The following is a 24,965-nucleotide window of genomic DNA, read 5'->3' as shown; positions in this document are numbered from 1 at the left end:
TCACATTGTCCTACGCATCGGAGCGGGATCAGAAATCAGTCCAGTGGACTGATTTCCCCGCATAGGCGCTTCGCGCTTTTGCTGGAAATGCTTTAGAACCCCTTTTCGATGCGCGAATAAACGAGCAGCGTGAAGGAATTGATCTGCGCGCCAACAAAAGGTGCGGTTACGGCCAGTACGATGAAGATGACGACGATCTTCGGAACAAACGTCAGGGTCATTTCCTGCACCTGCGTCAGTGCCTGAAACAGCGCGATGCCGATGCCGATAAGCATGGCGGCAAGGACCGCCGGGCCGCTGGCCATCAGCACGGTCCAAACCGCCGAGTTGACGATATCCAGCGCATCAGCTTCGTTCACCGGGATCGCCCTTAGCTGACCTTGACGCCTTGGCCGATGGTGACGGTCTGCCCGTCTTCCAGCTCGGCGAGCATGCCGGACTGCTGGATCGTGACCGATTTCACCACGCCCGAAATCGTGCCATCGGCACTGGTCACCGTGCGACCGATCCAGCCTTCCGCCTGCGACAACGACGAGTTGGCGATCAGCGTTTCCAGCTTGGTGTTCATCTGCACGGACTGCTCGACGCCGGAAAAGGTCGCGAGCTGCGAGACATATTGCGTCGCGTCCATCGGCTGTGTCGGGTCCTGATTCTTCATCTGGGCGACCAGCAGTTTCAAAAACGAGTTGTAATCAACGTCCGCCTTCGCCGCCGAGCTGGAGCTCGATGACGAGCTGGTGTTGGTCGTCGTATTGGTAACCGCTGTTGTCGTGGTCATAGACCTGTCTCCCTGACCTGATCCGGATTCTTGGCTCGCGGCATGACGCTCTGTTCCGGCATCAGCTCCGCCTCGCGCGGATATTGCGCGCGGATCGTTTTCAATGCTTCGAAAACGCGCCCGTTATGCACCAGCTCATCGACGATCTTCAGCGCATTCAGGATTTCCGGATCGGAAAACGCCTTGAACATGCCTTTCAGCATTTGCCCGAAGGTCTGGCGCGCCTGCTCGCGCAAGGAAGGCTCGATGAGCATCATCTGCGCGGTGAAATAAAGCTGGCGCAGCGGTGACGTCGTCTGGTCCGGCTGGAGCACGTGGTTTTCCAGAAGGAACGTCGCATCGTTGAGCAGTTCCAGCGATACTTTGCGGTCAGCCTTCAGCACTGCGCCGTTGATGTAGATTTTCTCGCCCGCCCGAAGCGACAGGCGGATTGCCGATTTACCGTTGACCGCCATTTCAAAGACCGTCCCGGATCGACCGCGTAATATCGATCAGCGTGTCGTAATCGTTGCTCTCGCCCTGGCGAATGCGTTCCAGCTCCTTGAGCACGAAAATGCCGATGGAGATGATTGCCGCTTTCAGCTCTTTTGGCAGCGCATTCTCCTCCGAACCCAGATCGTCGATGATCGTGGTCCAGAGCCGCATCGTGAAATAGCCGGCATCAATGCCTTCACGCGAACCGGCGCCATTGACCTTGGCAGCCGCGAGCATGTCTATCGAACGGTCGAAAAGCATCCGTTCGCGGTCCTTGGCGCTCGCCATATCGTCATTCATGACATCTTCGTAGCGCAACTGATACATGTCGTCTCCGCTTATGGGCATCATCGGTGCGGGTCGCCTCATGCTACCGCCGTTATGATGTTGCCCGCTTTATTTCAAATAGTTGAGCAGGCTCATGCTCTGGAGCTGAACCGTCAGCTGATAGGAGGTTTCAATCTGCGTCTTCAGATCGTTGACGCGGGTCGCCGCCTCATAAGGATCGACTTCCTCAAGATTGAGAACCGAGTCGTTCAGGATCTTCTGCTGCGCGGTGATGCGCGTCACTGCCTGTGAGGTGCGCGACTGCGCAAGGCCAAGCGTCGTCTGCGACGCCGTCACCTCGGTCACGGCCTGCGTGGTCGTCTGCATCGCCTCGGAGGTCAGCGCCTGAAACGCCGAATTGTTCAGTCCGATATTGGCGAACTCCGCGATCATCGCAAAAGACATGATCGCCTTGCGGAAACCATTGGCATTGGCGCTGATCGAGGTATCAGCCGTTTCGGTCGGTGAAATACGGCTCTTGATGGCCGTATCCGATGCGTCGGACCAGTTGGCGTCCCAATTGGCATCGTTGAACTGGTCGGCATAATCGCCCTGGAGAAATGTGGTCATTTCGTCAGCGGTGATGTTGGCGACCTGAGGATCGTCGACCGTGAAGCCGAAATGTGCTGCAAAAGCATCGCGGATCGCCGTCTGCACGGTGCCGCCGTCGGTATAGTCGGCAACCGGCTTCACATCCGTATTGACGCCGGAGAAGATATATTCGCCGTTATAGCTGGTGTTGAGCAGGCCCGTAACGCTGTTCAGCGCGGCGCGGGCGGTTTCGGCAATCGTCTGGCCGCTTTCACTGGAATTGCTCACGCCAGTCAGACTGGCGAGAAAATCCTGCGTCGTTTCAATGACGGAACTCGTCGCGGTCTGCGTCGTCGTCATCCGCTGCTGCACAAGATTGTTCATGTCCAGCAAAACGCTCAGCCGGTCATATTCCTTGCGCAAGGAAACGCTCTGGCCGGACTTCGTGCCAAGTGCCAGCCCGACATCGAAGACGGTTCCCGTCGTCGCTTCCTGCTGGGCCTTGACCAGATCAGCCTTGCTCTTGCTGACAAGCGCCCGAAGGGCGGAAGCTGCACCATAGTTGGAAACTGATTGCGCTTTCATGAGCCTCACACCGCCGCGAGCAAATCGTCGAGCATCGAATTGACCGTCGTCAGCACGCGGCTCGATGCCTGATAGGAATGTTCCAGATCGAGAAGCAGCGCCATTTCGGTATCGATATTGACACCGTTGGCGTTGGACATGGCCTGATCGGCCTGGGTCGCTACCGTCTGGTTGTAGGTATAATCGCTATTGGCCGTCTTGCGCTTGCCTTCAAGCCAGCTGACCGAGGACGAACCATAGTCGATCAGGCTAGAATTGGCCTTGAGCCCGGCCGAAGCGTCGAAGCTGAACGGCGTCGAAAACGCTTCATTGAGCGCGAGCAGACGGTCGTTGAAACCGGCGGCATTGTCCGAATTATAGACATAGTCGGCGCCATTTGCGCCGCCGTCACGCAGATAGCTCGGGCTGCCGCCTTCCGATGAAACGAAGGCCGACGATACCTTGATCGTCCCTGCAATCCCGGAAGTCAGGCTTGCGCCCGGCACGGCTGGCGAACCCGACCAGCTGAAGAGGCCTGTCTTGTCCGCGCCGCCATTGCCGGACTGATCCGATTCAGAAAACATCGAAACGAGGCCGCGCGCAATCTCATCGAGCTGCATCTGATATTGTGGCGCAATCTGGTCGCGCAACTGCAGAAGCCCGCTGAGACGGCCCGTGCCATAAGGCTGGTCGAACGTATCGTGGCTGAGCGGCACGCCATCCACCAGCACGGCATTGCCAGCAGTACCGGCAGTGAGGCTGCCCGATGGCGCAAAGGTCACGGCGCGTGCGGTGGTTTCAAACAGCGTCACGCCATTATCGGCGAAGATCACCATGTCGTTGTCGCCGCGCGTCATGGTGGTGATGCCGAGTTCACCCGAAATCTGCTTCAGAAGCGCGTCGCGCTGGTCCAGCGCGTCCGACACGTCGCGCCCGGCGCGCGTGCCGCTGACGACGTCCTTGTTAACCTGTTCGAACTTGGACAGAAGATCGTTGATATTGGCGACCGAGACAGCGATTTCGCTATCGGCATCCTCACGCAGCGCCTGCACCTGCTTGGTGCCGTCGTTCAGCGCATTGGCAAGCGCCTGCGCCGTGGACACGACGCTGTCGCCGAGCGACGAATTGGCCGGCGAGGCCGAATAGGTCTGGAGAGCATCGCGCAGATCGCCCATCAAAGCCGATGGCGAGCCTGAGTAATTGTCTGCGGAATAAATCGACGAAAGGCGGTCGAGACCGCTTGCGAGAGCCGAGGAGGAGGCTGCCGTGCTGTTGGACTGGATGTAGCGATTGAACAGCGCCTCATCCGCCGAGCGGGTGACATTCACATAAAGCGAGCCATAAGGCCCAGAAACGAGGGAGGCAGTGCGCCGCGAATAGTCGGGATCGTTCACGCCTGCAATATTGCGCGAAACGACCGAGGTCTGCTTGGACGTCGCCGCAAGCGAGCTTTTGGCCGTCGATAGAGCAGAACTGAGTGACATCCTTTTCCCCTCATAAACAAAACAGAGCGTTTGCGGGAAGGTTAGGCTTCCCGCAAACGCTTAACTTATCTCTTCAGATTGACCAGAACGTCCATCAGTTCTGAGCCGGTCTGGAAGACTTTCGAATTGGCCGTATAGCTGCGCTGGGCTTCGATCATATCGGTCAGCTCTTGCGCGATATCGGCGTTTGATTCCTCAAGCGAGCCGGACATGATCTTGCCCATGCCATCGCTCTGCGGATAGCCGACGGTGACCGCGCCCGATGCAGCACTTGGCGAAAACACGTTGCCGCTTACCACCGTCATGCGGTCGGGGCTGGCCACGGTTGCCAGCGGCAAACGGTAGAGCACCTGCTGCGAGCCGTTTTCGTAAATCGCGACAACCGAACCGTCCGCGCCCACATCGACACTTTGCAGCGATGACGGCGCCTGGCCGTTGATGGTGGCCTGCGAAATCGTGTAGCTGCCTGTACGCGCCGTCGATGCGCCGAGATTGAGGTCCAGCGTGCCGCCATTGTAGCCGGTCAGGTCGACAGAAACGTTACCGCCGGAAACCACCGCACCCGTTACCGGATCGAAGGTCAGCGTGCCGGTGCCGATTTCGACATTGTCGGCAGCGTTCTTGACCGAAACCGACCAGGTATCATCCGCATTCTTGGTGAAATAGACGTCGAGCTTAACCGCCTCACCGGCATTGTTGTAGGAGATCAGCGAGGTCTTGTGGTTATAGTCACCCGCAGTCGCAGGCGGCGTATCGGTTGTCGGCAGGTTGACCGTGAACGTGCCCGCCGTGCTGCCGATAGCGGTCAGATCAGGCGCATTGACATTGACGATCGAAAGGCCGTTCAGGTCCGGCGCAACGCTGCCGTCAGCCGAACCAAGCAGGTAATAGCCAGCCGTATTGACCAGATTGCCATCCTTGTCGGGCACGAACGAGCCCGCGCGCGTCAGATAGGTCGCGCCATCCGCGCCCTGCACGAGGAAATAGCCGTTGCCGTCAATGGCAAGGTCAGTCGTCGACGATGTGGAGCGGATGCCGCCCTGATCCGAAATACCGTAACGCACCGAGGTCAGCACGCTGCCGGAATTGTACTGGCCGCCACTGCTCGGCAGAACAAGCGACGAAAACTGCGTTTCAGCGCGCTTGTACCCGATCGTGCTCGCATTCGCGATATTGTCCGCGACAGCCGAGAGACGGTTTGCCTGAGCATTCATGCCCGAAACACCCGTCCGCATCATACCGTAGAGACTCATTGCCAGCTCCTGACATTTCTAGCCGAGAATTTTAGAACTTGTTACGATTCTAACGTGCCATGCTTGCGTGAAGCTGTAGCGTCGCGAGATTTTGCCTTTTTACCGGGGCACGGGCGCAGCTTTTGAAAGACCGGAATCCGGCTCTGAACTACACTGAGACACTGACTGGGAACTGGGAACTCAGAACCTGAAACAAGCAAACCATTCAAAGAACGAATGGGGCACTACTCGATGCTGATGCAGTAGCCGAGGAAGCGCTTGGAATCGATGGGGTCGAAGCCAAGCTGCTCGCGCAACTTCTTGCGCAGCTTGCTGATGTGGCTTTCCACGACGTTCTCTTCGACTTCACTATCGAAAATGCCGTAGATCGCGCCGAAAATCTGCGCCTTGTTGATGCGGCGACCGCGATTGGCAATTAGATATTCCAGAATGCGGCGCTCACGGCGCGGCAGCGGAAAATCAACGCCGTTGATCTGCGGATCGCGCCCATCGGAGAAAACGCGGATGGGGCCGAGATCGGTGCCGGCCTCTGCAACGCTCTGCGAACCAGCCGCGCGGCGGCGGATCGCATTGATGCGGGCCAGGATCTCACGAACGTGGATGGGCTTGCGCACAACATCGTCAACCCCGGATTGAAAAAGCTCCAGCGTATGCTCGAGCGAGGGACGGTCGTTGAGCGCAATGACGGGGGCCTTGCAGCGTTCACGAATTCGGGCGGGAAGACGATGCTGGGTTGCGCATTCGCCAATGAGGAACGCTTCGACGGCCATAATATCCTGCCGCGGAACGGTCTCTACCCATTCGTCGAAATCTGCCGGTGTGAAGCCCGTCGTCGTGATGCCTTCACGGCCAAACCATGAGGCATAGCCTTCAGTGACAATATCTCTGTCATCCACGACGACAATCATCGGCCCGCCTTCCGAATCAATATGTTAGCCCAAGCAAGACAGAGGTAACTGGCGGAGCGACTCGGCGACAATGGCAAGAAATTGCCCGCAATAAATTGGGAGGCATTTTAGCATTATCTAATTTAAGGGGAATCGTGCAGATTGCATTGCACATGGGAAGAATAGCGGGCCGACCCTTAACGAGACGTTAACGGCTCACGATGTTTTACGATTCATTACAAGGGCTTAATTATTGCTAACCTAAATTAGTCTGCAATTCGAAAGACAATCACTGATTGTACAGCCTCGAACAGCGTGTATGCAGCGCCGCTCTACAACCGTTAAAATTTTAGTGATATTGCGAGGACAGGTTTCAGACGCCGCAAAATATTTTTGCGTCTGGCGTCCAGTTTCCGAAGCCGGTCGCGACCATATTGGCCATCACCCGGCAGACATATCGCTTCTGTGCCGGGTTGTTGTTCGGGCCTGCGTGGTAGCGTGCCACGGCCATCGTCCAGTTGCCTTCGCGGGTGCGAAGTTGCTTTAGAAAGCGAGCCGCGTAATCGACATTGAGGCTCGGTATCAGCATGGACGCGACTGACGGAAATTCCTGCCCGTGATAGTAGTAGTTGATCTGCATGCAACCAAGGTCAATCAGCTTTGCGCCCCCGGCACGCACCTCGGTAAAGCGCTTCAGGGCTGCCCCTTGCGACGGGAGAAATTCTGCCCGGCCCTCGATATTCATCGCATAAGGTTGCAATGAATTCTTGCGTCCGGTTTCGGTCAGTCCGACAGCGTAGAGGATGCCGAGCGGCACATCATAGCGCGCGGAAGCACGATGCATTTCGCGCTCGCAGACATTTTCGGCCACAGCGATGCTGGTGCTACACAACCAGACCGCGACTGCGGCCAGCAGTGCCTGCAACAGTGTCACGCGCCGCAGTTTCGGAACCAGTCTGCTTGCCGGACCGGTCTTGTCCCGTTTGGCTGGAATCGCCATTCTGCCTGCCCTCGCCGCTTGCAAACTGTGCCTGTGCTTGAGATTGCGCGCCATTGCGACCATCGAAGCCGCCTTGCATGTTGAAAGCCTGCTGCTGGCCGGATGATTGCTGTTGAGCGCCCGCCTGTTGCTGACCAGCATTCTGGCTTGCAGCGACGTGCTGTACAGCGCTTGGCGCGCTGCGATCGGCAACGGTTACGGTAATGCGGGCATCGTCGCCTATACCTGCACTTTTCAGCGCCTTTTCGATCACCGAGCGGTCAGCGGAAAGCGCCTCGGCGGCTTGCGCCTTGTCCGCAACGAGGTGCACTTCCACGCCGTCCGGCACCACGCGGATGCGTGCCGTCACCTGCCCCAGATCGACCGGATCGAGCCGAATTTGCAAGGTCTTCACCGAACCGAAGCTGCGCTCGGAAACCACCTGCACGTCCGCCACCCGCACAGCCTGCTGGGTGGCCGCCGCCTTACCTTCCACTGGCACGGCGGACTTGCTGGCGGTCTGCTGCGACTGGAAGACACCGCGATCAGCGGCACCGGAATTAGCCGGCTGACTACCGGCTGGCTTGTCGCCTTTCAGGAGATCGGCAAGATCCGCTTCGGGCTTTTCGGTAGCAGTGTCTTGTTGCGCGCCGGTTGCCTCACCAGACGCGGCCTGACCGGATTTGGAAGACGGCTTTGTGTTTGCAGCGGATGCAAGATTTTGTGCAGTCTGAGCTGTCTCGCCCTTGCGCTTCACGTCGATGGCGGCGTCTGCCCCGACCTGCGCTTCCTTGCCTTCGATGGCGTCTGCATCCACGCCATCAGCTTGTGCAAGCGCAGACTTTCCGGCCTTTTTCGCCAGATTTTCTGTGGCGGAAATGTGGCTTTCACTGCTCAAATTAGGCAAATTTGCGGCTAAAGAAAGGACATTTTGTGACACAGCCCAGGATGAAGCCTGCGTTGACGCGTCCGATTTCTGCTCGTCCTGCTCATCGGTCTGCACAGTTTCCGCATCTTCACCCTTGGTGACCGGCTTGCCATGCGGCTTTTCCAGAAGCGCGCCGAACAGTTGCGACTGGTCGGAATTTTCCTGCCCATCCACTGCCGCCTTACCTTGTCCGTTGGCCTGCTGGGGCGCCAGACTGCGGGTCGGCGAAGCGATCCGTCCGGCCTGACCGAGCAAAATATCCACGCTCATCGAATGGTCTCCCCTAGCAAAGCGTCGATCTCGGCAAGCTTGCGCCGGGCATCGTCCATGGTCTTCTGCAAATCGTCTGTGGGCTGTGACGGTGTGGGCTTCCAACCCGCAACCGGCGACGACACCTGTGCCGCCACAGGCGTGGCAATCGCCGTTGCGACAGGTGCTGTGACGGGCGCATCCGCCACCGCCATGGCCGGCACCTTGCGGTCTTCCGCATCCTGCTCAGGCGCTGCTTTTGCAGGCGGCAGGGCGTCCGGCGCGCGGGTCACGACCGAACCAACGGTCTCGGCAGCCTTCAACAGCTTGCGGTCAGGCTCCTGCAAACGATCAGGCGAAATCTGCGACAGTTCACGCAAGGCACTTCCTGCCGAATCGGAAGCGACACCGCTCGCCGCCGCATAAAGATTGGCGCGTGTCGGATCGGCCTTCAGGCGGTCGGCGAGCTTGCGCGCCTCGGCAGACATGAAACGCGCCCGCTCGGTCTGGCCGTCCACCAGAGCGCCGCGCGCGATCTGGAGATAGAGCGAATATTGCATCACCGGATCGGCGGCAGCAATCAGCTTCACCAGTTCGGCATTGCCGATACGGTCATTGAGCTTGAGCGCCGCGCTGACGAATTGTCCCATGAAATCACGCATATAGGGTGAGCGAGGAAAGCGCTGAAGATAATTGCGCGCCAGCATTCTGATCTTTTCGGCATCGCCAAGCTTGGCGGCAATCGGCATTGAACGACGGATCGCCGCTTCCTCGAAAAGCGTGCCCGGCGCTTCGAGCCGCACTTGATCCAGCCGCAGCAGCGCCGTGGCCGGATCGAAGGCGGTCATCTGGCTGGCAGTCACGAGCACGATGGAAGCCTTCAGCTCCGAAGGCACATCGGGCGACAGCGGAACGGAGAACAGCTTCACGACTTCGATCATCTGCCCGGAGGCATAAGCCAAAGCGCCTTTGACCAGCTCCTGCGGCACCACATCCGTGTTGAGATCGGCCAGAACCTTGCGCACCGCGTCGGGATTACCGCCATTGAAAAGGTAGATAATCGCCGCATAGATGTTTTCGGGATTGTCCCAGGCTTCCTTCGGCGCGCGGGCCATGTCAGCGCTGATAAAAGCCAGAAGCTTGTTCAGCATGACCACGGCTTCCGGCTTTCCGGCTACCACCTGATCCTGCAACATGCGCAGCGAACGCACGAGCTTGTAAGGCTCCAGCACCGGCAAGGTAGCGCCCGTGCTGCTGCCCTGCTGCGCCTGCGCATCGGCATGCATCGGCGTGTCCGCCAGAGGCAGGCTCACGGTCAGAGCAATCATCAGGGAGCGCTGAATGAGCCGCTTCATGGGGCAGACTTGAGGAAAATATCGATGCGGCGGTTCTCTGCCGCATTCGGATCATTGGCGATTTTTGGCTGGCGATCAGCATAGCCTTCGACGCGCAGCACGCGTTTTTCGTCCAGCCCGCCGCGCACCAGCATGTAATAGGCCATCTGCGCACGCGCCGAAGACAGACGCCAGTTGTCATAGCTTGCGCTCTTGAACGGGCGCGAATCGGTGTGACCGCTGATGATGACTTCTCCCGGCTGACGGGAAATCACCTGCGCTATGCGTTCCAGCATCTGGACCACGCGTGCATCGGGTTTGGCAGAGCCGATGGTGAACATGCCATAATCGATCTTGTCGGTCAGCTGGATCATCACACCGCCATCAACCGGCACCACCGTCACATCCGGCATGGGTTCAGCCTTGCTGCCCTGCTTGGCCGCAGTGGACTTTTCGCCTTCGGCAGCCTTTTTCAGTTCCGCGATGAGCTGATCCTGATCTTTTGCAGGCGCTTCGGCAGGCTTTGCAGCCTCTCCCGGCTTTGCCTCCGCTGTTTCCGGCTTGGGCGGCGTGGAGGGAGCGGCATTTGGAGGCGTCAGCTCGTCCGCAGCCTTGCTCGACCAGTAATCCGGGCTGAACGGATCGCGATAGGCATCGCCGCCATCGGCGCCAGTGGCCGGGCCGGATTGCGATGTGCCGCCGTCACCCTTGGCAGACTGATTCTGCAACACGCCCGTTTCATGCGCCAGTTCCGACAGAACCGCGTAAGGCTCGCGGAAAAGCTGGCGCTCCTCCTGCTCGCTTGGTGGCTGCACCTTGGTGTCGTTGATGACCTTGGTGCTATCATCGACCTTCTGGTCACTGTCAAAGCGAACTTTGCCGTCTTTCTCGTCAATGTCCTGCACGCCCTTCGGGCTGGACTGCCGGTCCATCAACTTGACGGGATTGAAATAGCTGGCGACAGCCGCCTTGGTTTCCTCATTGGCGGCATTGATCAGCCACATGACGAGGAAGAACGCCATCATGGCGGTCATGAAGTCGGCATAGGCGATTTTCCACACGCCGCCATGGTGGCCGTCATGGTCGTCATGCCCGCCACGGCGAACAATGATGATTTCGCGCTTGGTTTCGGGATCAATGCTCATTGGACCGCAGCCTTCAATTCTTCAAGAAGCGGCGCGATGCGCGTTTCCAGCACCCGTTCGCCAAAGGAAAAGGACAGTTCATCCGATGCGTTTTCAGAAAACCGGCAGCCGGATGGCAGCAGGGCCGCATGATCGCGCAGCGGGGCCAGCAGCCTTGCCGGACCGGAGATTTCCGGTGCTTCGCCTTCCAGCGCCAGCGCAGCAATACGATGGGCAAATTCCAAAACTGCGTCGTGCTCAAGCTTCCCGACGAGAAGCGGTGCCAGAATCTCGGTGATCTGGGCGGAACAGTTCTGTTCCAGCGCGGTCAGCGCTTCCGTCAGGCTGCGCGCCAGCAACAACGCCTGTTCACGCGAGAAGGCGGCGCGAAGATTTTCGATTTCCGTCTCATGTTCACGCGAGAGCCGGGCTTTCTCGGCTTCGTAAAGCGCTTCGGCTTCCCTGTGCCCTTCCTCGCGGCCAAGCGTGTGGCCCTGCGCGTGACCGGTCTCGAAGGCCGTGCGCTTTTCTTCCTCGACCGCGATAATCGCCGCCACTTCCGCCTGTTGGACTGCATCCAGCTTGTCAGCGAAATGGGGAGCTTTGGTCTCCTTTGCCCGTTCGGCTGAACGCGCACGCTGGACCGGCTCCTGCTTCAATGGCTGCGGCTGCACCGGGGCGGCAATGATCTCCACCGCCTCATCGGCAATGCGATGGGTCGAAAAATCAGGAAGATAACGGCTGAGAGGGAGCGCGCTCATTATCAGGCAGCCTCAAGCTCCGGTGCGTTGACCCGTTCGGCAGGGACAGGCTGCTTCGCAGCATTTCCGCCGATCCACTGCTTGAGAACGGCAGCAACACGTTCTTCATCCATCTCGATCATCTGCTCCAGACGAAGCTTGGCGGGCATACGCATACGCTGGCGCAGATCGCTGAGACTGGTCTTCATCTGATCGGCATAGGCTTCCGGTCCGCCAATGACAGCCTGATGGCCTTCGGTGCCTGCCTGTGTACCGACGAAATTCGGCGCTGCGATTTCACCGGCTTCGCGGATGGCGACTTCCGTGCCCGCTGGCTTGGCCGTCTGGTCACGCAACAGCGGACGCAGACCAAACCAGATCAGCAGACCGACGGCGGCGAGGATGGCCAGCGCGTTGACGTAGCTTCCGCTCTGGCGCAGCAGCGTATCGGTCCATGGCGCCGAAACCGGCTCCATGTCGGCGCCTGCCGGGTCAAGGAAGTTGACGGCCGTTACGTTGATGACATCGCCGCGGTCTGCATTGAGACCGGCAGCGGTAGCAACGAGATCGCGAATCTTGGTGATCTGCTGATCGACGAAATTGGCAGGCGGCGGCGTGGTTCCGGCGGTTTGCAGCAGGCGGGCCTGGTCGATGACAACGGCAATCGACAGGCGCTTGACGGAATAGCCGTCGCTGACAGTCGCAATCGTCTTGCTGTTCATTTCGTAATTGGTCAGTTCCTCACGGCGGTCGGTCTTTTCCGACGAGGTCTCGCCATTGCGGTTCTGAATTTCTTCCTGCGGAATGTTCTGTTCCACACCGGTCGCGTTGTTATCGCGATTGTTGCGGGAATCGCCGCTTTCGCGCACCACGCGGACCGAACGTTCGACACGCGATTCGGGATCGAAGGTCGTTTCGTTGATCTGGCGGCGGTCGGTATTGAGCGTTGCCTGCACGCTGGTCTGGAAATGACCGAGACCGAGATAAGGTGCCAGCGCCTTGCGGATGCTGTCGTCGACATTACCGGCAACCTGCTGTTCCAGCGAGGCGGTCAGGAGGGCAGCGCCATTGGCGGCTTCGCCTGCGGAGGCCAGCAGACGGCCATTGGTATCAAGAACGGTGACAGACGATGCATCGAGCGACGGCACGGCGGCGGCAACGAGCTGGCGGATCGACTGCGCCGATTCGGCTGCAAAGCCGCCTTCCGCGCGGATGACCACCGAAGCGGACGGCTTCTGGTCGCCACGGCGGAACGAGCCTTTTTCAGCCAGAACGATGTGCACGCGGGCGGCCTTCACGCCGCGAATCGCCTGAATTGTGCGGGCGATCTCGCCTTCAAGCGCGCGAACGCGGGTGATTTCCTGCATGAAGGAGGTGAGGCCCAGCGAGCCCATATTGTCGAACAGCTCATAACCGGCATTGTTCGAAGTGGGCAGGCCCTTTTCGGCCAGATACATGCGCGCGGTTTCGGCCTTGCCGATCGGCACCAGAATGGATGAACCATCCGACTTCACATCGAAGGGTATACCGGCTTCGCCGAGCGCCAGGCCCATGCGGTTCACGTCATCGCGCGACAGACCGACATAGAGCGTCTCATAGGATGGACGGCTGAGATAGAAGCTCGTGTAGAGGATCGCACCCATCAGGGCGGCACCCACAAGCCCGAGCGCAACAAGCTTGCGCACGCCAAGCTTGCCAAGCGTTCCCCTGAGTTGTTCGATCAATTGCTGGAAATTCTGCTGCATCGACACCACCGCCATCATGATGGATGCAAACTAGACCGCGAAGCTTGCGCGAAAGTGGCGGCTGATAAAGCAGAAGCTTTCGGGAGTGAGATGGCCCAACAACGAAATGGGGCGCGGAATAAATCCCGCGCCCCTTTTCCGCCCAAAGACATCCGGTCCGATCAGGTCGGTCCGGATGCGAACCCCTGATTTGCCTGAGAACTCGCAGGAGCCAGCGAACCGGCTCCTTTGCTGTCTACTCAGTTATCGATTAGCCGCGGAACAGCGACAGGATCGACTGGCTCGACGAGTTAGCGATCGAGAGAGCCTGGATGCCGAGCTGCTGCTGGGTCTGCAGAGCCGAAAGGCGAGCAGATTCAGCGTTCATGTCAGCGTCGACGAGCTGGCCAACGCCCTTTTCAACCGAGTCCGACAGCTTCGAAATGAAGCTCGTCTGGGTTTCGATGCGCGACTTTGCAGCACCGAGGGACGCTGCACCGGTGGTCAGCTTGCCCAGCGCGGTTTCAACGGATTCCAGAGCGGTCTTGATCGCAGCCGAATCCAGAGCGGTCGTGCCGGTCGTGTCGAAGAAGGTCGAAGCAAGGAGACCGCCAACGATGCCGCCGGTGCCAGCCGTGTCGAGAACCTGAACGTCAGCAGCAGCAACATCAACAGTGTCGATGGTTACGTCAGTGCCAACGCGGTTGTACGAAGCGACAACCTTAAGGTCTTCCGTGGCAGCGCCGTCGTTTACCAGCAGGTTAGCACCAGCGTAGTTAGCGTTGGTTGCAGACGACTTGATCTGGCCCTGAATAGCCGTGATTTCAGTCGAAATTTTCTGCTGATCTTCCAGGCTTGCACCCTGCGCGCTGATCAGGAGGGTCTTCATCTTGTCGACCTGATCCTTGATGTCGTTGATCGCGGTGTAAGCCGTGTCAACCTTACCAGCGCCGAGGCCGAGAGCGTCCTGAACAGCCGAGTTGGCCTTGTTGTCGGACTTCATCGACGTTGCGATGGACCAGTACGAAGCATTGTCCGAAGCTTCGCCGATGCGCAGACCGGTCGAAATGCGGTTCTGCGTGGTTTCCAGAGCCTTGTTGGTCGAAGCCAGAGTCTGGAGAGCGGTCAGAGCCGACGAATTTGTAAGAATGCTAGCCATTGTTTTGCCCCTTGGGAAAAATCAAACTGAGGGACAGGCCGGACTTGAGGGATACCGGCATAGTGGAGCGGCATCATGCCTGTCTCCGCTAAGACGCGGAAACCCACCATGTGCCGAGACTTAAGACCCAAACATTAAAGAAATACTAATTTATTCGGTCGAATTATAACGAACACTCAGATTCTGATGCCGAATTTTGCCGGGCGCTTTCGCAACTGTACCAAATCGGGTCAGGAGAACGAGCGAATCAGGCTTCCGACCAGAATATTCCAGCCGTCGATCAGCACGAAGAACAGAATCTTGAACGGCAGCGAGATTACCGTTGGCGGCAGCATCATCATGCCCATGGACATTGTGAGCGTCGCCACGACGAGATCGATCACCAGAAACGGCAGCACGATCAGGAAGCCGATTTCAAAGCCGCGGCGCAATTCCGAAATCATGAAGGCCGGAACCAGTACGCGGAAATCCACGATGCCGTCCTCTCCAGTGCGGAAAGACGGATCGGCAAGGTCTTCGAACAGGCGCAGATCCTTGTCGCGCACCTGCCCCATCATGAATTCGCGAAAGGGCTGCGAAATCTCGGTCAACGCGGCCTGTTGCGTTATCTCGTTACGCATCAGGGGCTGCACGCCATTGTTCCAGGCGCGATCAAAGGCGGGCGCCATGACATAGAACGTCATGAACAGGGCAAGCGAGATCATCACCATGCTGGCAGGCGCGGTCTGAAGACCAAGGCCTGAACGCAGAAGCGAGAAGGCGATGGCGAAGCGCGTGAAGCTTGTCACCATGATCAAAATGCCCGGCGCGATGGACAGCACCGTCAGGAGCCCGAAGAGCTGGACGATCTGCCCGCTGGCGGCGCCGCTGCCTGCGGGCAGCAGATTTTCCAGCGTCAGCGCGGGCTGGGCCTGCTGCGCATGGGCAGCAACAGTGAATGCAAGCGTCAGGAGAACGCCGAGACCAAGGAGTTTTTTCATTCTACGACCAGTGCCGAAATAAAGACCCGGTCCACCGCGCCTTCCGAGCGCAGGCGGGCGCGTTCTTCGAGATCGGCGCGCAGATAGGCAAGTCCTGCCGCGCCTTGCAATTGCATGAGATTGACGCTGCGCAGAAAGCTCAGGAAATCATCGCCAACATTGGCAGCCATGGCCGCCGGTATTTCATGGCCGGGCTTGGCGACCAGAGACGCCTCCAGCCGTACCCAGGTGTTCTGTGGAATGCCCAGATTGGTGACAATAGGCTTCAACGGCACGACTGCGCCGATGGAGCGCGATTCGAAATCGCCCGGCTTCGGCTTGTCTTCCTTGCCCGTCGTCTTGGCGGTTGCCTGCTGGTCGGCGGAAATCATCCCGCCCAGATACCAGCCGCCACCGGCAGCGATAGCGGTGAGAGCAACGACAGCCGCCAGCAGCCCCATCATGGAGCCCTTTGCCTTGCCGTCATTCTTGTCCAGTGCCGTGTCGCTCATCGATGCTCAACTTTGAAGCACATCCCGAAAATTGGGATGTGCATGGAAACAAAAGGTCAGAAAGGCGAAACCTGATCGAGGATCTGCTGGCCGTAAGGCGGCTGCTGCACCTCGCTCAACCGTCCGCGACCGCCATAGGAAATGCGGGCCTCGGCGATCTTGTCGTAGGAAATGGTGTTGGAGCCGGAAATATCGCGCGGACGCACGACACCCGTGACATTCAGCACACGCAGCTCATTGTTGACGCGCACTTCCTGCGAACCGCGAATGATCATGTTGCCATTGGGCAAGGTGTCGGTGACGATAGCCGCAACCTGAAGGCTGATATCTTCACTGCGCTTGATCGTCCCCTTGCCCTTGGCCGAGGTGTCCGAATGGGTGTTGATGGAACCATCCATGTCGCCACCAGCACCGGCACCGGTGCTGCTGCTGGTCTTGAACGAACCGCCAGCGCCATAAATGCCCTTCGACACACGCTCGCGGTCGGTCTTGTTGTCGAGATTGGCGCGATCATTGATGGAGATGATCACGGTCAAGACATCGCCCGGCTCGGCAGCGCGCGGATCCTTGAAGAAATTGGTCGAGCGCTGGTTCCACAACGAATAATCCGGCTTGGCCGGACGCGATGGATAGCCATTATATTGCGGATTGTTCTGCATGCCGAGATTGGCGGCGACCGGCGACAGGTCCGGCGCACGACCAATTTCTTCCGGCTTCACGGCGCAACCGGCCAGAAGCGCCAGAGCGGTCGCAGCGAAAATAGTCTTGTTCATGCTTCCTGTCATTGCACCGTATTCCCGGTTTGCGCCTGGGCGCGCTGGTCCTTCGCCGCTGGCGGCGGGGTCGTTGTGCGCTGCGAGCCGACGATGATGCGCGCAAGCTTCGCCGCCTTGTCTGGCGGCATTTCATTCAAAATGATGCTCGAAACACGAGGATTGAGCTTGAGGATCAAGGCGGCTGCGGCCTCATCGCCGATCATCGCCATCTGGGCTGCCGCCGCGTCGGGTTTCATCTTGGAAATGATGTCGACCAGCGAATCCTGCGCCTTGCTGACGAAGTCGTCACGGCGCTTCAGCCACATCTCGTATTCCTTGCGCTTTTCTTCCAGCGCCTGCATCCGCTCGTCGACCTCGGCCTTGAGGTCGGTGAGCTGCTTGGCCTGCAACGAATAGCGGGCATCGGCCGCCTGATTGTCGATATTGCCGCAATATTTGCGGATTTCATCCAGATTGCCGAGATTTGCGGGCGGCATGGAGGCTGGCGTCGCAGAGGGCTGCGCGCTTGCCTGCACTGCCGGCTGCGATGCGGCAGCCGGTGTTTCCTGGGCCAATACCGGCAAGGCGCTCGCAAAAAGGAGCGCCAGAGCCGAACCGCAGCGGATTGCCTGTTTCACCATCATGTCCGCTCTCATCCCCGGCTTCATCATTGCACCACCAGTTCCGCGTGAAGCGCGCCGGACGACTTGATCGCCTGAAGGATGGCGATGATGCCCGTCGGCTTCACGCCCATCTGGTTGAGACCCTTGACCAGATTTTCCAGATTGGCGCCGGTCAGAATCCCGATCTTGGCATTCGGCTGGTTGACGGCAATATCAGTGTTCGGCTCCATCGCCGTCACGCCGTCGCTGAACGGTTCAGGCTGCACGACCATCGGCGTTTCCGTCACGCGCACCGTCAGGCTGCCATGGCTGATCGCCACTTTGGAAATGCGCACCTTCGCACCGATGACCACGGTGCCGGTCCGTTCGTCAACGACCACGCGCGCCACTTCATCCGTGGTGATCGGCAGGCCTTCCAGCTCCGCGAGGAAGCGGGCGGCTGGCACATTTTTCGGACGCGACAGGCGGATCGTCTTGGCATCGCGCGCCAGAGCAACGCCGCGTCCATAACGACGCTTGGCAAAAATATTGATCGTATCGGCAGTGCGCACGGCAGTTGTGAAATCGGGATCGCGCAGCTCGACGATCATCTCACTGTCCTTGCCGAAGTTACCGGCAACCTCGCGCTCGACCAGCGCGCCGTTCGGAATGCGGCCCGACGTCGGTACGCCCTGTGTGACGGAGGCCGCATCACCTTCGGCAGTAAAGCCGGAGACGATCATATTGCCCTGCGCGACAGCGTAGATCTGATTGTCCGCGCCCATCAACTGCGTCATGACCAGCGTGCCGCCCTGCAATGAGGTGGAATCGCCAATGGACGAAACGGTCACATCGATGCGCGAGCCGGAACCGGCAAAGGCGGGCAGATTGGCGGTTACGATGACAGCAGCGGTATTCTTCGAACGCGTGGAGTTGCGCGGCGCATTGATACCGAGATTATCGAGCATGGCGCGCATGGACTGTTCGGTGAAAGGCGAATTGCGCAGGCTATCGCCCGTACCCTTGAGACCGATCACCAGACCGTACCCGACAAGCTGGTTTTCGCGCACGCCCTGAATGGTCGCGATGTCCTTGAGGCGCGCAACAGCGCTGCCACGGCCAAGCTCCGCATAGGCCATCTTGGACGGATCGCCGCCCGCGCCAAGCCAATCGGCATCCGCTTCCACGGCGCTGCCGAAATCCTTCACGTTCTTGGCCGACTCATCCGCCAGAACCGCAACGGGTTGAAGCGCGAGAGCCAGAATGGCGATCAGCGTAGCCCAGGTTTTTCTCACCGCATCCCCACTTGAATACGGCCATCAGCCAGCACCGTGCCGGGCACGATGACGCCGCTGTCGCTGTTGCGTACCTTGATGAAATCGCCTGCCGCGCCGGATTCCAGCGGAATGCCGACGGCGGTAATTGTCATGACGCCGGAATCGAACACCATCGTCACCGGCACGCCGCGCTTGACCAGCGACGGCTCCGAAAGGGCGGCAACGAGGATCGGCTTGCCGGCGATCAGCGTCTTGCGCGCGACCTTGCCGTCTGCCTGATCCACCGACAGCACATATTGCTGCGCAGCAGGGGCGCTGATGTAGAACTTCTTCTCGACCAGCGCGACATTGCTGACGACCTGTCCGGGGTAAACGGTCGCCGAAGGCACGACGAAAGCGATGCGATCGGTGGCGGAAGCCCCCGAAATCGCAGCAGCTGCAAGACCGGCCGCTCCGGCAGCCGCCAATGCGGCGCGTCTGAACCAGGACCGGGCTTTGATGTCACTTCCTTTGGCGCGTTTCATGGCGATCACCGTTAGCGCATGTTCTTCGATACGGTCGCCGCCATTTCGTCGGCGGCCTGAATGACCTTGGAATTCATTTCATAGGCGCGCTGCGCCGTAATCAGATCGGTGATTTCCTTCACCGGATCGACATTCGATGCTTCCAGATATCCCTGCTTGATCGAACCAAAACCCGGATCGCCCGGATCGCCCACCAGTGGTCCGCCGGAGGCTTCCGTTTCGCGATAGAGATTGTCGCCCAGCGGTTCGAGACCAGCTTCATTGGTGAAATTCGCAAGCTGAAGCTGGCCGATCTGGTTGATCTGAATGCCGTTTTGCTCCTGCACCTTCGCGAAAACCTGTCCGGTGTCGCTGACGGTGACTTCAAGCGCATTTTCCGGAACCACGATGCCCGGCTGCACGATATTGCCGTCGAGCGTCACGATCTGGCCGTCGGCATTCTTGTTGAATGCGCCAGCGCGGGTATAGAGCGTTTCGCCCGTTGGGCTCTGGATCTGGAACCAGCCCTGCCCGGTCAGCGCCAGATCGAACGGATTTCCGGTCTGGTTAAAGCTGCCCTGAATATGCAGGTTGCGAACAGCGGCTGTCTGGACGCCGAGACCGACCAGCGCGCCTTCGGGCACAATGCTCTCATTGGCCTGATTGGGAATGCCCGCCGTGCGCTCGGACTGGTAGAGCAGATCCGAAAATTCGGCACGCGCGCGCTTGAAGCCCGTTGTATTGATATTGGCGATATTGTTGGCGATCACTTCCAGATTGAGCTGCTGGGCGTTCATGCCGGTTGCGGCAATCGTCAGGGCTTTCATGGCGCGTCCTTGATCTGCTGAGCGTATGCGGGATGAGAGCGGCTCAGTTAGAACGGTATCGTTGAATCCGCTCTAACTATTTGTTTTTACGCATTATCCGACGCAAAACCGCTTCGCACTTTTGCTGGAAATGCTTTAAATCGACATGCGGCTGATCTCGAGATAGGCCTGCACAATCTTGTCGCGGATCGCGATTGCCGTCTGGAGCGACTGCTCTGCTTCCATGACCGAGCTGACCACCTCGTTCACCGGCGCATTGCCCTTGATGCCCTGAATGGAGGTGGCTTCCGCCGCCTGCAATTTCTGGCCGACCGAATCCGTCATCTGCGACAGCACATCGCCGAAGGACGCGCCGGGCGCTGTCGGAACAGCCTGCGGCGCAGTCGTGGAAGCGGCAGAACCGACGCCATTCTCGGCGACGGTTTCGGAAAGGCGCGACAGGGCATTGCGCGCCGAAATGCTCATGATCGAGTCGTACATTATGTGCTCCTCAGGAGATCGATGGTCATCGAGATCAGCTCACGCGCCTGCTTGACGACCTGCAAATTGGCTTCATAAGAACGGTTGGCTTCACGCATGTCCGCCATTTCGACGACCATGTTGACGTTCGGGTAACGGACATAGCCGCGCTCATCGGCGGCGGGATGGCTCGGATCGTATTGTTCGACGAAGGGCGAGGTATCCTTGCCCACTTCCGCAACGCGCACTTCTGCGGCGCCCGTGCCATGTTCCAGCTCGGTGCGGAAAGAAACCGTCTTGCGGCGATAGGGATCGTCGGTCGCCGTCTTGCCCGTCGACTGGGCATTAGCGATGTTTTCCGAAACGATGCGCAGACGTGTCGACTGGGCCGAAAGGCCCGAGGCTGCGATCTTCAGTGAATTCTGCAAGGCGTCGGAAGACATGGATTATCCCTTCGCGACTGAAAGCATCATGCGATGGAACGCTTTGACGATGCTGGTGTTGAGCGAATATTCGCGGGAAATCTCGCCTGCCTTCATCATTTCCTGCTCGACATCGACGGTATTGCCCGAATGGGTTTCCTCGGTGATGTCGTCGGGGCGCAGGCGTGCGCCCGCGATGCCGTTTGCTTCGGCTTCAAGATGCTGCGGACTGGTCGCAGCCATGGTGAGCTGCGTCTTGTCGAGCACATCGGCGAAGGGCTGAACGTCGCGCGCCTTGAAATCCGGCGTGTTCGCATTGGCGACATTGCCAGCGACAGTCGCTTGCCGAACCGACAGCCACTGCACTTGCCTTGCGGCCAGATCGAAAAGATGAATGGAGCTCATGGAGTTTCCCGCCTTTACCGTTCGTTAATTTACGGGGCGGAACTTGCGTCAAGCTTGCGGGGGGTAAGGGAGTAGGGGATTAAGGCAGTAGGGCAGTAGGGCAGTAGGGCAGTAGGGCAGTAGGGCAGTAGGAGATTACGGTCGCTGCGGTCGTCCGCAACCAAAACATACTTCCCCTATTCCCTTACTGCCCTACTCCCCTACCTCCGCATTTCAATCACGTCGCCCGACGACGTAGTCAATTGCCAGGTTCCAGAGCCCTGACCGATGGAAACAAGGCGGCTGCCATCCGGCAGCAGCGATCCTTTTTCCACGAACCAGTAGCCGGATGTATCCTCGATCATCGCCATGCCACCCACGACTTCGCGCAGCGCAAAGACCGGCTTCGGGAAAGCCTGTCCGTCACCACCGCCTTCGCCGCCAGTGCCAGCCCCGGTCCCCGGCAGACCTTTGCCGTTGGACATGACCGAGCCGGTCATGGTGTTATCGATATCCGCACTGGGGGCAACACGATCCGAGGGGCGAAAGGACGGAAAGCGGCGCACCGTCTTCTGTTCCGAACGGTCCAGCGGATCGATGATCTTGCGTTCCGCCTTTTCGGCAGGTGCAAGCTCGATGCGCTGGAGATAGGTGATGAAAGGCAGCATGGCACAACCAGCAGCCAGCGTGACCGCTGCAATCTTGAGATAGCGATCGACCTTGCTATGCGGTCTCTTGCCGCCCTCTTGCGCGGCGACGGTTTCCACTTCCGCTTCCAGATCGGCCAAAATCTTTTCTTCGGCGTTTTTGCGTCGGTTCTTGTTGCCCGTCATCATGGATTGGATGCCTGTTTTTCCCCGCGCAACGCGGCGGCGAGTTTCTGATAGGGATCGTCTGAACGCGGTGTCTCGGGGGATTGCTGCAAGGCATCATAGATGCGCGGAACGAGATCCACCGCCTGATCGAGAATCCCGTCATGTCCCTTCTGATACGCACCAATGGCGCGCAGATCGCGTGTTTCCTCGAAGCGGGCCACCATGCTGCGAAGCTGGCTGACGAGCTTGCGCTGCTCCGCCGTCCAGTTGTGCTTGGCGAGACGCGAAACCGAGCCCGGCACATCGACCGCCGGAAAGCGCCCCAGCGCTGCAATCGTACGGTCGAGCACGATATGGCCGTCCAGCGTGCCACGAATCGTATCGGATACCGGATCATTATGATCGTCGCCATCTACGAGCACCGAGTAAATGCCGGTAATGCTACCGCCTGTATCAGCGCTGCCCGGCCCGGCACGCTCCAGAAGGCGCGGCAGCTGGCTGAACACGCTCGGCGGATAACCGCGCGAAACCGGCGGCTCTTCCGCCGCAATCGCCACCTCGCGCGCCGCATGGGCAAAGCGCGTGACGGAATCAACAATCAGCAGAACATTCTGGCCAAGATCGCGGAAATATTCCGCAATCGCCGTCGCCGTATTGGGTGCGAGACGGCGCATCATCGGGCTTTCATCACCTGTCGCGACGACGGTGATGGTCTTGTCGAGATGGCCGGCCATGGTTTCTTCCAACATCTCGCGCACTTCGCGTCCGCGCTCGCCGGTCAGCGCCAGCACCACCGTGTCGAAATCGGCAGCACGCGTCATCATGGCCAGCAGCGTGGATTTACCGACGCCGGAACCGGCAAAAATGCCGATACGCTGGCCAAAGCAAAGCGGCGTGAAAATGTCGATCACATCGACGCCAGTGCGCAGCCCGCGATCCACACGACCCCGGCGCAAAGCAGCCGGCGCCAGATTTTCAGACGCCATCGGACGCGGACCGGGCAGAAGCGCGCCCCTGCCGTCAATCGGCTGCCCCAGCGCATTGATCACCCGCCCGCGCCATTCGAGCGCCGGACGGATGCTGAGCTGACCTTCCTCGAAAACCGCGGCCCCCAATGAGGGAATGATCCGGTCATCGAAGGGCTTCACGAGAACCTGCGTATCCGCAACGCGGATGATTTCCGCCAGACTGGTGCCGCCCGCAGCCCTTATCGCCACCGCATCGCCAAGCCGCGCATCGCGCGACAGCCCGCGCACGGCTATCGCCGAGCGTGACACGTCGCTGACCGTGCCCCCGATGCCGGATAAGGACTTCGGTTCCACGGCCTGTTGACGAGCAAAGGCGGCAAGCCGCGCGAGCGGTAAATCTGGCGTCATCCGTTTTTGGAGCCCAGCGTCTTGATGGCTTCAGACACGGTCGCTTCCTGCTGGGACAGCAGATTATTGACCTGTTCAAAGGCGCGGCTGACGCTGATGAGGCGCGTCATTTCCGTCATGGCGTCAACATTCGAGCCTTCGATCATGCCCTGCACCACGCCGACGCTGTTGTCGTCGAAAACCGGCGTTGCAGCCTTGTTGGGGATCACGCCGGAATTGCCCGCATATTTCAGCTCGGCATCGGCAGGAATGGAATAAAGACCAAGAGAACCGATCTGCGCGCCATTCTGATAGACCGCGCCATCGGCGGAAATCTTGGGCGCGCCGCCATCCGGATTGAGCATCATCGGCGCGCCGCCGACATCAAGCACCGAATAGCCCATCATCGAAACCAGCTCGCCAGTCGCCAGCATCTTCATGCGCCCGTCGCGCGTGTAGATCTGGCCCTGCGGCGTGTTGAGCGACAGCCACGCATCGCCCTTGACGGCGATGTCGAGCGGATTGTCCGTCTTGACCATCGGGCCGGGCTCGGTGCGAATATAGCTTTTGCCCGCGCTGGCAAAGCTCACATCGTCGCTTGCCTTTTTGGAGACAATCGAATCGAACTTGGTGCCCTCGCCCCGGAAACCGACGGTGGAAACGTTGGCGACATTCTGGGCAATCGAATCCATTCGCCGTTCAAGCGTAATGAGCGAGGAAAGCCCGACATAGATCGAATTATTCTGCATGGATCAGCGACCGCCCGGCTTGAAGTTCTGCAAGGTGGTAAGAATAGCCGTCGAGATGCCGATAGACGACGTACTACCGAGCAGAAACGACGCGATGGAGGCAGGGCTGCTGGCGCTCGGATTGTTCATTTCATACATGGCCGTGAAGCGCGAAATGAGTTTCGACACATAGTCGGGATCGGACAATTGCGAGATATCGATCTTGCCTTCGACCATCTTTGCCTGCTTGTCGATATCGGCATTGGACATGGTGGTCGGCCAGCCGAACATGGTCTGCACGGTGGTCAGCAAAGCCTTGTCGCCAAGGATTTCATAAGCATTGGTGATGGTCGAAGCCTTGCGCTGGAAATAGAGCGCCAGACGCACACCTTCATTCTGGTCACCGGCTTCAGTTTCCAGCGTCTGGCGTAGATATTTATCCACCACGCCCTGCTGTGCATCGGTGCTTTGGGTTGCCTCGGCGCCCTTGCCCGCAAAGTCGAAAACGGTCGCAAATTCCTTATAGCGCTTGTCGGTCAGCTTGTTGGCCATGGCGTCGTCATCCGTGACGCCTTCCGTCAGGATCTTGCGCACGAAAGCTTTGGCATAGGCCATGTCTTCCAGACCGAACGCCTTCATCGCATAATTGAAAAGGCGGGTATCCGACATGAAATCGTCGATTGATTTCACATTGCCGATGTTTTCCTGGAAATACGCCGTTTCCCGAGACACTACCGGTTCTTTCGAAACGCGCTGCAAAGACCGCGTCATATCCGACGCGATCAGGCGATAGCTCGTCATCGTATCGACCATGTGCATGACCCCCTGCTGA

The 24,965-nt window shown here is 59.1% G+C and carries 29 protein-coding genes; all 29 read right to left on the bottom strand.

Features of this window, described 5'->3' with window-relative positions; all coding sequences use genetic code 11:
- Positions 1 to 92: 92 nt before the first annotated feature.
- The 29 genes from fliQ to FHW00_RS22280 all read right to left on the bottom strand — a co-directional run bounded on the left by fliQ (position 93) and on the right by FHW00_RS22280 (position 24,946).
- The gene (gene fliQ / locus FHW00_RS22420) at positions 93 to 359 is read right to left on the bottom strand and encodes a flagellar biosynthesis protein FliQ (RefSeq protein ID WP_078340878.1); all 267 of its coding nucleotides are present in this window, start codon (positions 357 to 359) and stop codon (positions 93 to 95) included.
- Between the two features lie 11 nt (positions 360 to 370).
- Positions 371 to 778 (bottom strand): flagellar hook assembly protein FlgD, encoded by a 408-nt coding sequence (flgD, locus tag FHW00_RS22415; protein WP_078340877.1) that lies wholly within the window; start codon positions 776 to 778, stop codon positions 371 to 373.
- Positions 775 to 1,233, bottom strand: a complete 459-nt coding sequence (gene flbT, locus FHW00_RS22410; RefSeq protein WP_078340876.1) for a flagellar biosynthesis repressor FlbT — start codon at positions 1,231 to 1,233, stop codon at positions 775 to 777. Before flbT ends, flgD begins: the two co-directional genes overlap by 4 nt.
- Position 1,234: 1 nt before the next feature.
- Entirely contained in the window at positions 1,235 to 1,579 is a 345-nt protein-coding gene (gene flaF, locus FHW00_RS22405) for a flagellar biosynthesis regulator FlaF (protein ID WP_078340875.1), read from the bottom strand.
- 69 nt (positions 1,580 to 1,648) lie between these two features.
- A complete protein-coding gene (locus tag FHW00_RS22400) occupies positions 1,649 to 2,695 on the bottom strand; it encodes a flagellar hook-associated family protein (RefSeq protein WP_078340874.1) in 1,047 nt (348 codons plus the stop codon).
- 5 nt (positions 2,696 to 2,700) lie between these two features.
- The gene (flgK, locus tag FHW00_RS22395) at positions 2,701 to 4,158 is read right to left on the bottom strand and encodes a flagellar hook-associated protein FlgK (protein WP_078340873.1); all 1,458 of its coding nucleotides are present in this window, start codon (positions 4,156 to 4,158) and stop codon (positions 2,701 to 2,703) included.
- 65 nt (positions 4,159 to 4,223) lie between these two features.
- Positions 4,224 to 5,411 (bottom strand): flagellar hook protein FlgE, encoded by a 1,188-nt coding sequence (locus FHW00_RS22390; protein WP_078340872.1) that lies wholly within the window; start codon positions 5,409 to 5,411, stop codon positions 4,224 to 4,226.
- Between the two features lie 224 nt (positions 5,412 to 5,635).
- On the bottom strand, positions 5,636 to 6,319 hold the full coding sequence (ftcR, locus tag FHW00_RS22385; protein WP_078340871.1) for a flagellar transcriptional regulator FtcR: 684 nt from the start codon (positions 6,317 to 6,319) through the stop codon (positions 5,636 to 5,638).
- Positions 6,320 to 6,671: 352 nt separating this feature from the next.
- Positions 6,672 to 7,226 (bottom strand): transglycosylase SLT domain-containing protein, encoded by a 555-nt coding sequence (locus tag FHW00_RS22380; RefSeq protein ID WP_445558217.1) that lies wholly within the window; start codon positions 7,224 to 7,226, stop codon positions 6,672 to 6,674.
- Positions 7,183 to 8,475, bottom strand: a complete 1,293-nt coding sequence (gene fliK / locus FHW00_RS22375; protein ID WP_139364441.1) for a flagellar hook-length control protein FliK — start codon at positions 8,473 to 8,475, stop codon at positions 7,183 to 7,185. The genes FHW00_RS22380 and fliK overlap by 44 nt, the downstream gene beginning before the upstream one ends.
- Positions 8,472 to 9,809, bottom strand: coding sequence for a chemotaxis protein (locus FHW00_RS22370; RefSeq protein ID WP_078340870.1), 1,338 nt, complete (start codon positions 9,807 to 9,809; stop codon positions 8,472 to 8,474). The genes fliK and FHW00_RS22370 overlap by 4 nt, the downstream gene beginning before the upstream one ends.
- On the bottom strand, positions 9,806 to 10,933 hold the full coding sequence (locus tag FHW00_RS22365; protein WP_078340869.1) for a flagellar motor protein MotB: 1,128 nt from the start codon (positions 10,931 to 10,933) through the stop codon (positions 9,806 to 9,808). The genes FHW00_RS22370 and FHW00_RS22365 overlap by 4 nt, the downstream gene beginning before the upstream one ends.
- Positions 10,930 to 11,673 (bottom strand): hypothetical protein, encoded by a 744-nt coding sequence (locus FHW00_RS22360; protein WP_078340868.1) that lies wholly within the window; start codon positions 11,671 to 11,673, stop codon positions 10,930 to 10,932. Before FHW00_RS22360 ends, FHW00_RS22365 begins: the two co-directional genes overlap by 4 nt.
- A 2-nt stretch (positions 11,674 to 11,675) precedes the next feature.
- Positions 11,676 to 13,412, bottom strand: a complete 1,737-nt coding sequence (gene fliF, locus FHW00_RS22355; RefSeq protein WP_078340897.1) for a flagellar basal-body MS-ring/collar protein FliF — start codon at positions 13,410 to 13,412, stop codon at positions 11,676 to 11,678.
- Between the two features lie 235 nt (positions 13,413 to 13,647).
- Positions 13,648 to 14,535: a flagellin N-terminal helical domain-containing protein gene (locus FHW00_RS22350; protein ID WP_078340867.1), complete on the bottom strand. Its 888-nt coding sequence runs from the start codon at positions 14,533 to 14,535 to the stop codon at positions 13,648 to 13,650.
- A 230-nt stretch (positions 14,536 to 14,765) separates the two neighbouring features.
- Positions 14,766 to 15,515, bottom strand: coding sequence for a flagellar type III secretion system pore protein FliP (fliP, locus tag FHW00_RS22345; RefSeq protein ID WP_078340866.1), 750 nt, complete (start codon positions 15,513 to 15,515; stop codon positions 14,766 to 14,768).
- Positions 15,512 to 16,006, bottom strand: coding sequence for a flagellar basal body-associated FliL family protein (locus tag FHW00_RS22340; protein WP_078340865.1), 495 nt, complete (start codon positions 16,004 to 16,006; stop codon positions 15,512 to 15,514). Before FHW00_RS22340 ends, fliP begins: the two co-directional genes overlap by 4 nt.
- Before the next feature lie 56 nt (positions 16,007 to 16,062).
- Positions 16,063 to 16,791: a flagellar basal body L-ring protein FlgH gene (flgH, locus tag FHW00_RS22335; RefSeq protein WP_078340864.1), complete on the bottom strand. Its 729-nt coding sequence runs from the start codon at positions 16,789 to 16,791 to the stop codon at positions 16,063 to 16,065.
- Positions 16,788 to 17,258, bottom strand: coding sequence for a MotE family protein (locus FHW00_RS22330; protein ID WP_280993566.1), 471 nt, complete (start codon positions 17,256 to 17,258; stop codon positions 16,788 to 16,790). Before FHW00_RS22330 ends, flgH begins: the two co-directional genes overlap by 4 nt.
- A 170-nt stretch (positions 17,259 to 17,428) precedes the next feature.
- Positions 17,429 to 18,658 (bottom strand): flagellar basal body P-ring protein FlgI, encoded by a 1,230-nt coding sequence (locus FHW00_RS22325; protein WP_078340863.1) that lies wholly within the window; start codon positions 18,656 to 18,658, stop codon positions 17,429 to 17,431.
- Positions 18,655 to 19,164, bottom strand: a complete 510-nt coding sequence (gene flgA / locus FHW00_RS22320; RefSeq protein WP_078340895.1) for a flagellar basal body P-ring formation chaperone FlgA — start codon at positions 19,162 to 19,164, stop codon at positions 18,655 to 18,657. Before flgA ends, FHW00_RS22325 begins: the two co-directional genes overlap by 4 nt.
- Positions 19,165 to 19,175: 11 nt before the next feature.
- Complete coding sequence (gene flgG / locus FHW00_RS22315; protein WP_078340862.1) at positions 19,176 to 19,970, bottom strand: flagellar basal-body rod protein FlgG; 795 nt, start codon at positions 19,968 to 19,970, stop codon at positions 19,176 to 19,178.
- A gap of 135 nt (positions 19,971 to 20,105) precedes the next feature.
- The gene (locus tag FHW00_RS22310; protein WP_078340861.1) at positions 20,106 to 20,450 is read right to left on the bottom strand and encodes a flagellar hook-basal body complex protein FliE; all 345 of its coding nucleotides are present in this window, start codon (positions 20,448 to 20,450) and stop codon (positions 20,106 to 20,108) included.
- Positions 20,450 to 20,872, bottom strand: coding sequence for a flagellar basal body rod protein FlgC (flgC, locus tag FHW00_RS22305; RefSeq protein ID WP_078340860.1), 423 nt, complete (start codon positions 20,870 to 20,872; stop codon positions 20,450 to 20,452). The genes FHW00_RS22310 and flgC overlap by 1 nt, the downstream gene beginning before the upstream one ends.
- A 3-nt stretch (positions 20,873 to 20,875) precedes the next feature.
- Positions 20,876 to 21,256: a flagellar basal body rod protein FlgB gene (flgB, locus tag FHW00_RS22300; protein ID WP_078340859.1), complete on the bottom strand. Its 381-nt coding sequence runs from the start codon at positions 21,254 to 21,256 to the stop codon at positions 20,876 to 20,878.
- Between the two features lie 200 nt (positions 21,257 to 21,456).
- The gene (locus FHW00_RS22295; RefSeq protein ID WP_078340858.1) at positions 21,457 to 22,071 is read right to left on the bottom strand and encodes a hypothetical protein; all 615 of its coding nucleotides are present in this window, start codon (positions 22,069 to 22,071) and stop codon (positions 21,457 to 21,459) included.
- Complete coding sequence (gene fliI, locus FHW00_RS22290) at positions 22,068 to 23,426, bottom strand: flagellar protein export ATPase FliI (RefSeq protein WP_113534933.1); 1,359 nt, start codon at positions 23,424 to 23,426, stop codon at positions 22,068 to 22,070. Before fliI ends, FHW00_RS22295 begins: the two co-directional genes overlap by 4 nt.
- Positions 23,423 to 24,154, bottom strand: a complete 732-nt coding sequence (flgF, locus tag FHW00_RS22285; protein ID WP_113534932.1) for a flagellar basal-body rod protein FlgF — start codon at positions 24,152 to 24,154, stop codon at positions 23,423 to 23,425. The genes fliI and flgF overlap by 4 nt, the downstream gene beginning before the upstream one ends.
- 3 nt (positions 24,155 to 24,157) lie before the next feature.
- Positions 24,158 to 24,946 (bottom strand): DUF1217 domain-containing protein, encoded by a 789-nt coding sequence (locus FHW00_RS22280; RefSeq protein WP_078340857.1) that lies wholly within the window; start codon positions 24,944 to 24,946, stop codon positions 24,158 to 24,160.
- Positions 24,947 to 24,965 lie beyond the last annotated feature (19 nt).

The sequence above is a fragment of the Ochrobactrum sp. P6BSIII genome (assembly GCF_014138065.1).
Taxonomy (GTDB): domain Bacteria; phylum Pseudomonadota; class Alphaproteobacteria; order Rhizobiales; family Rhizobiaceae; genus Brucella.
Note: the sequence above shows the minus strand (reverse complement) of the source record. Positions and strands in the feature narration are given on the sequence as shown.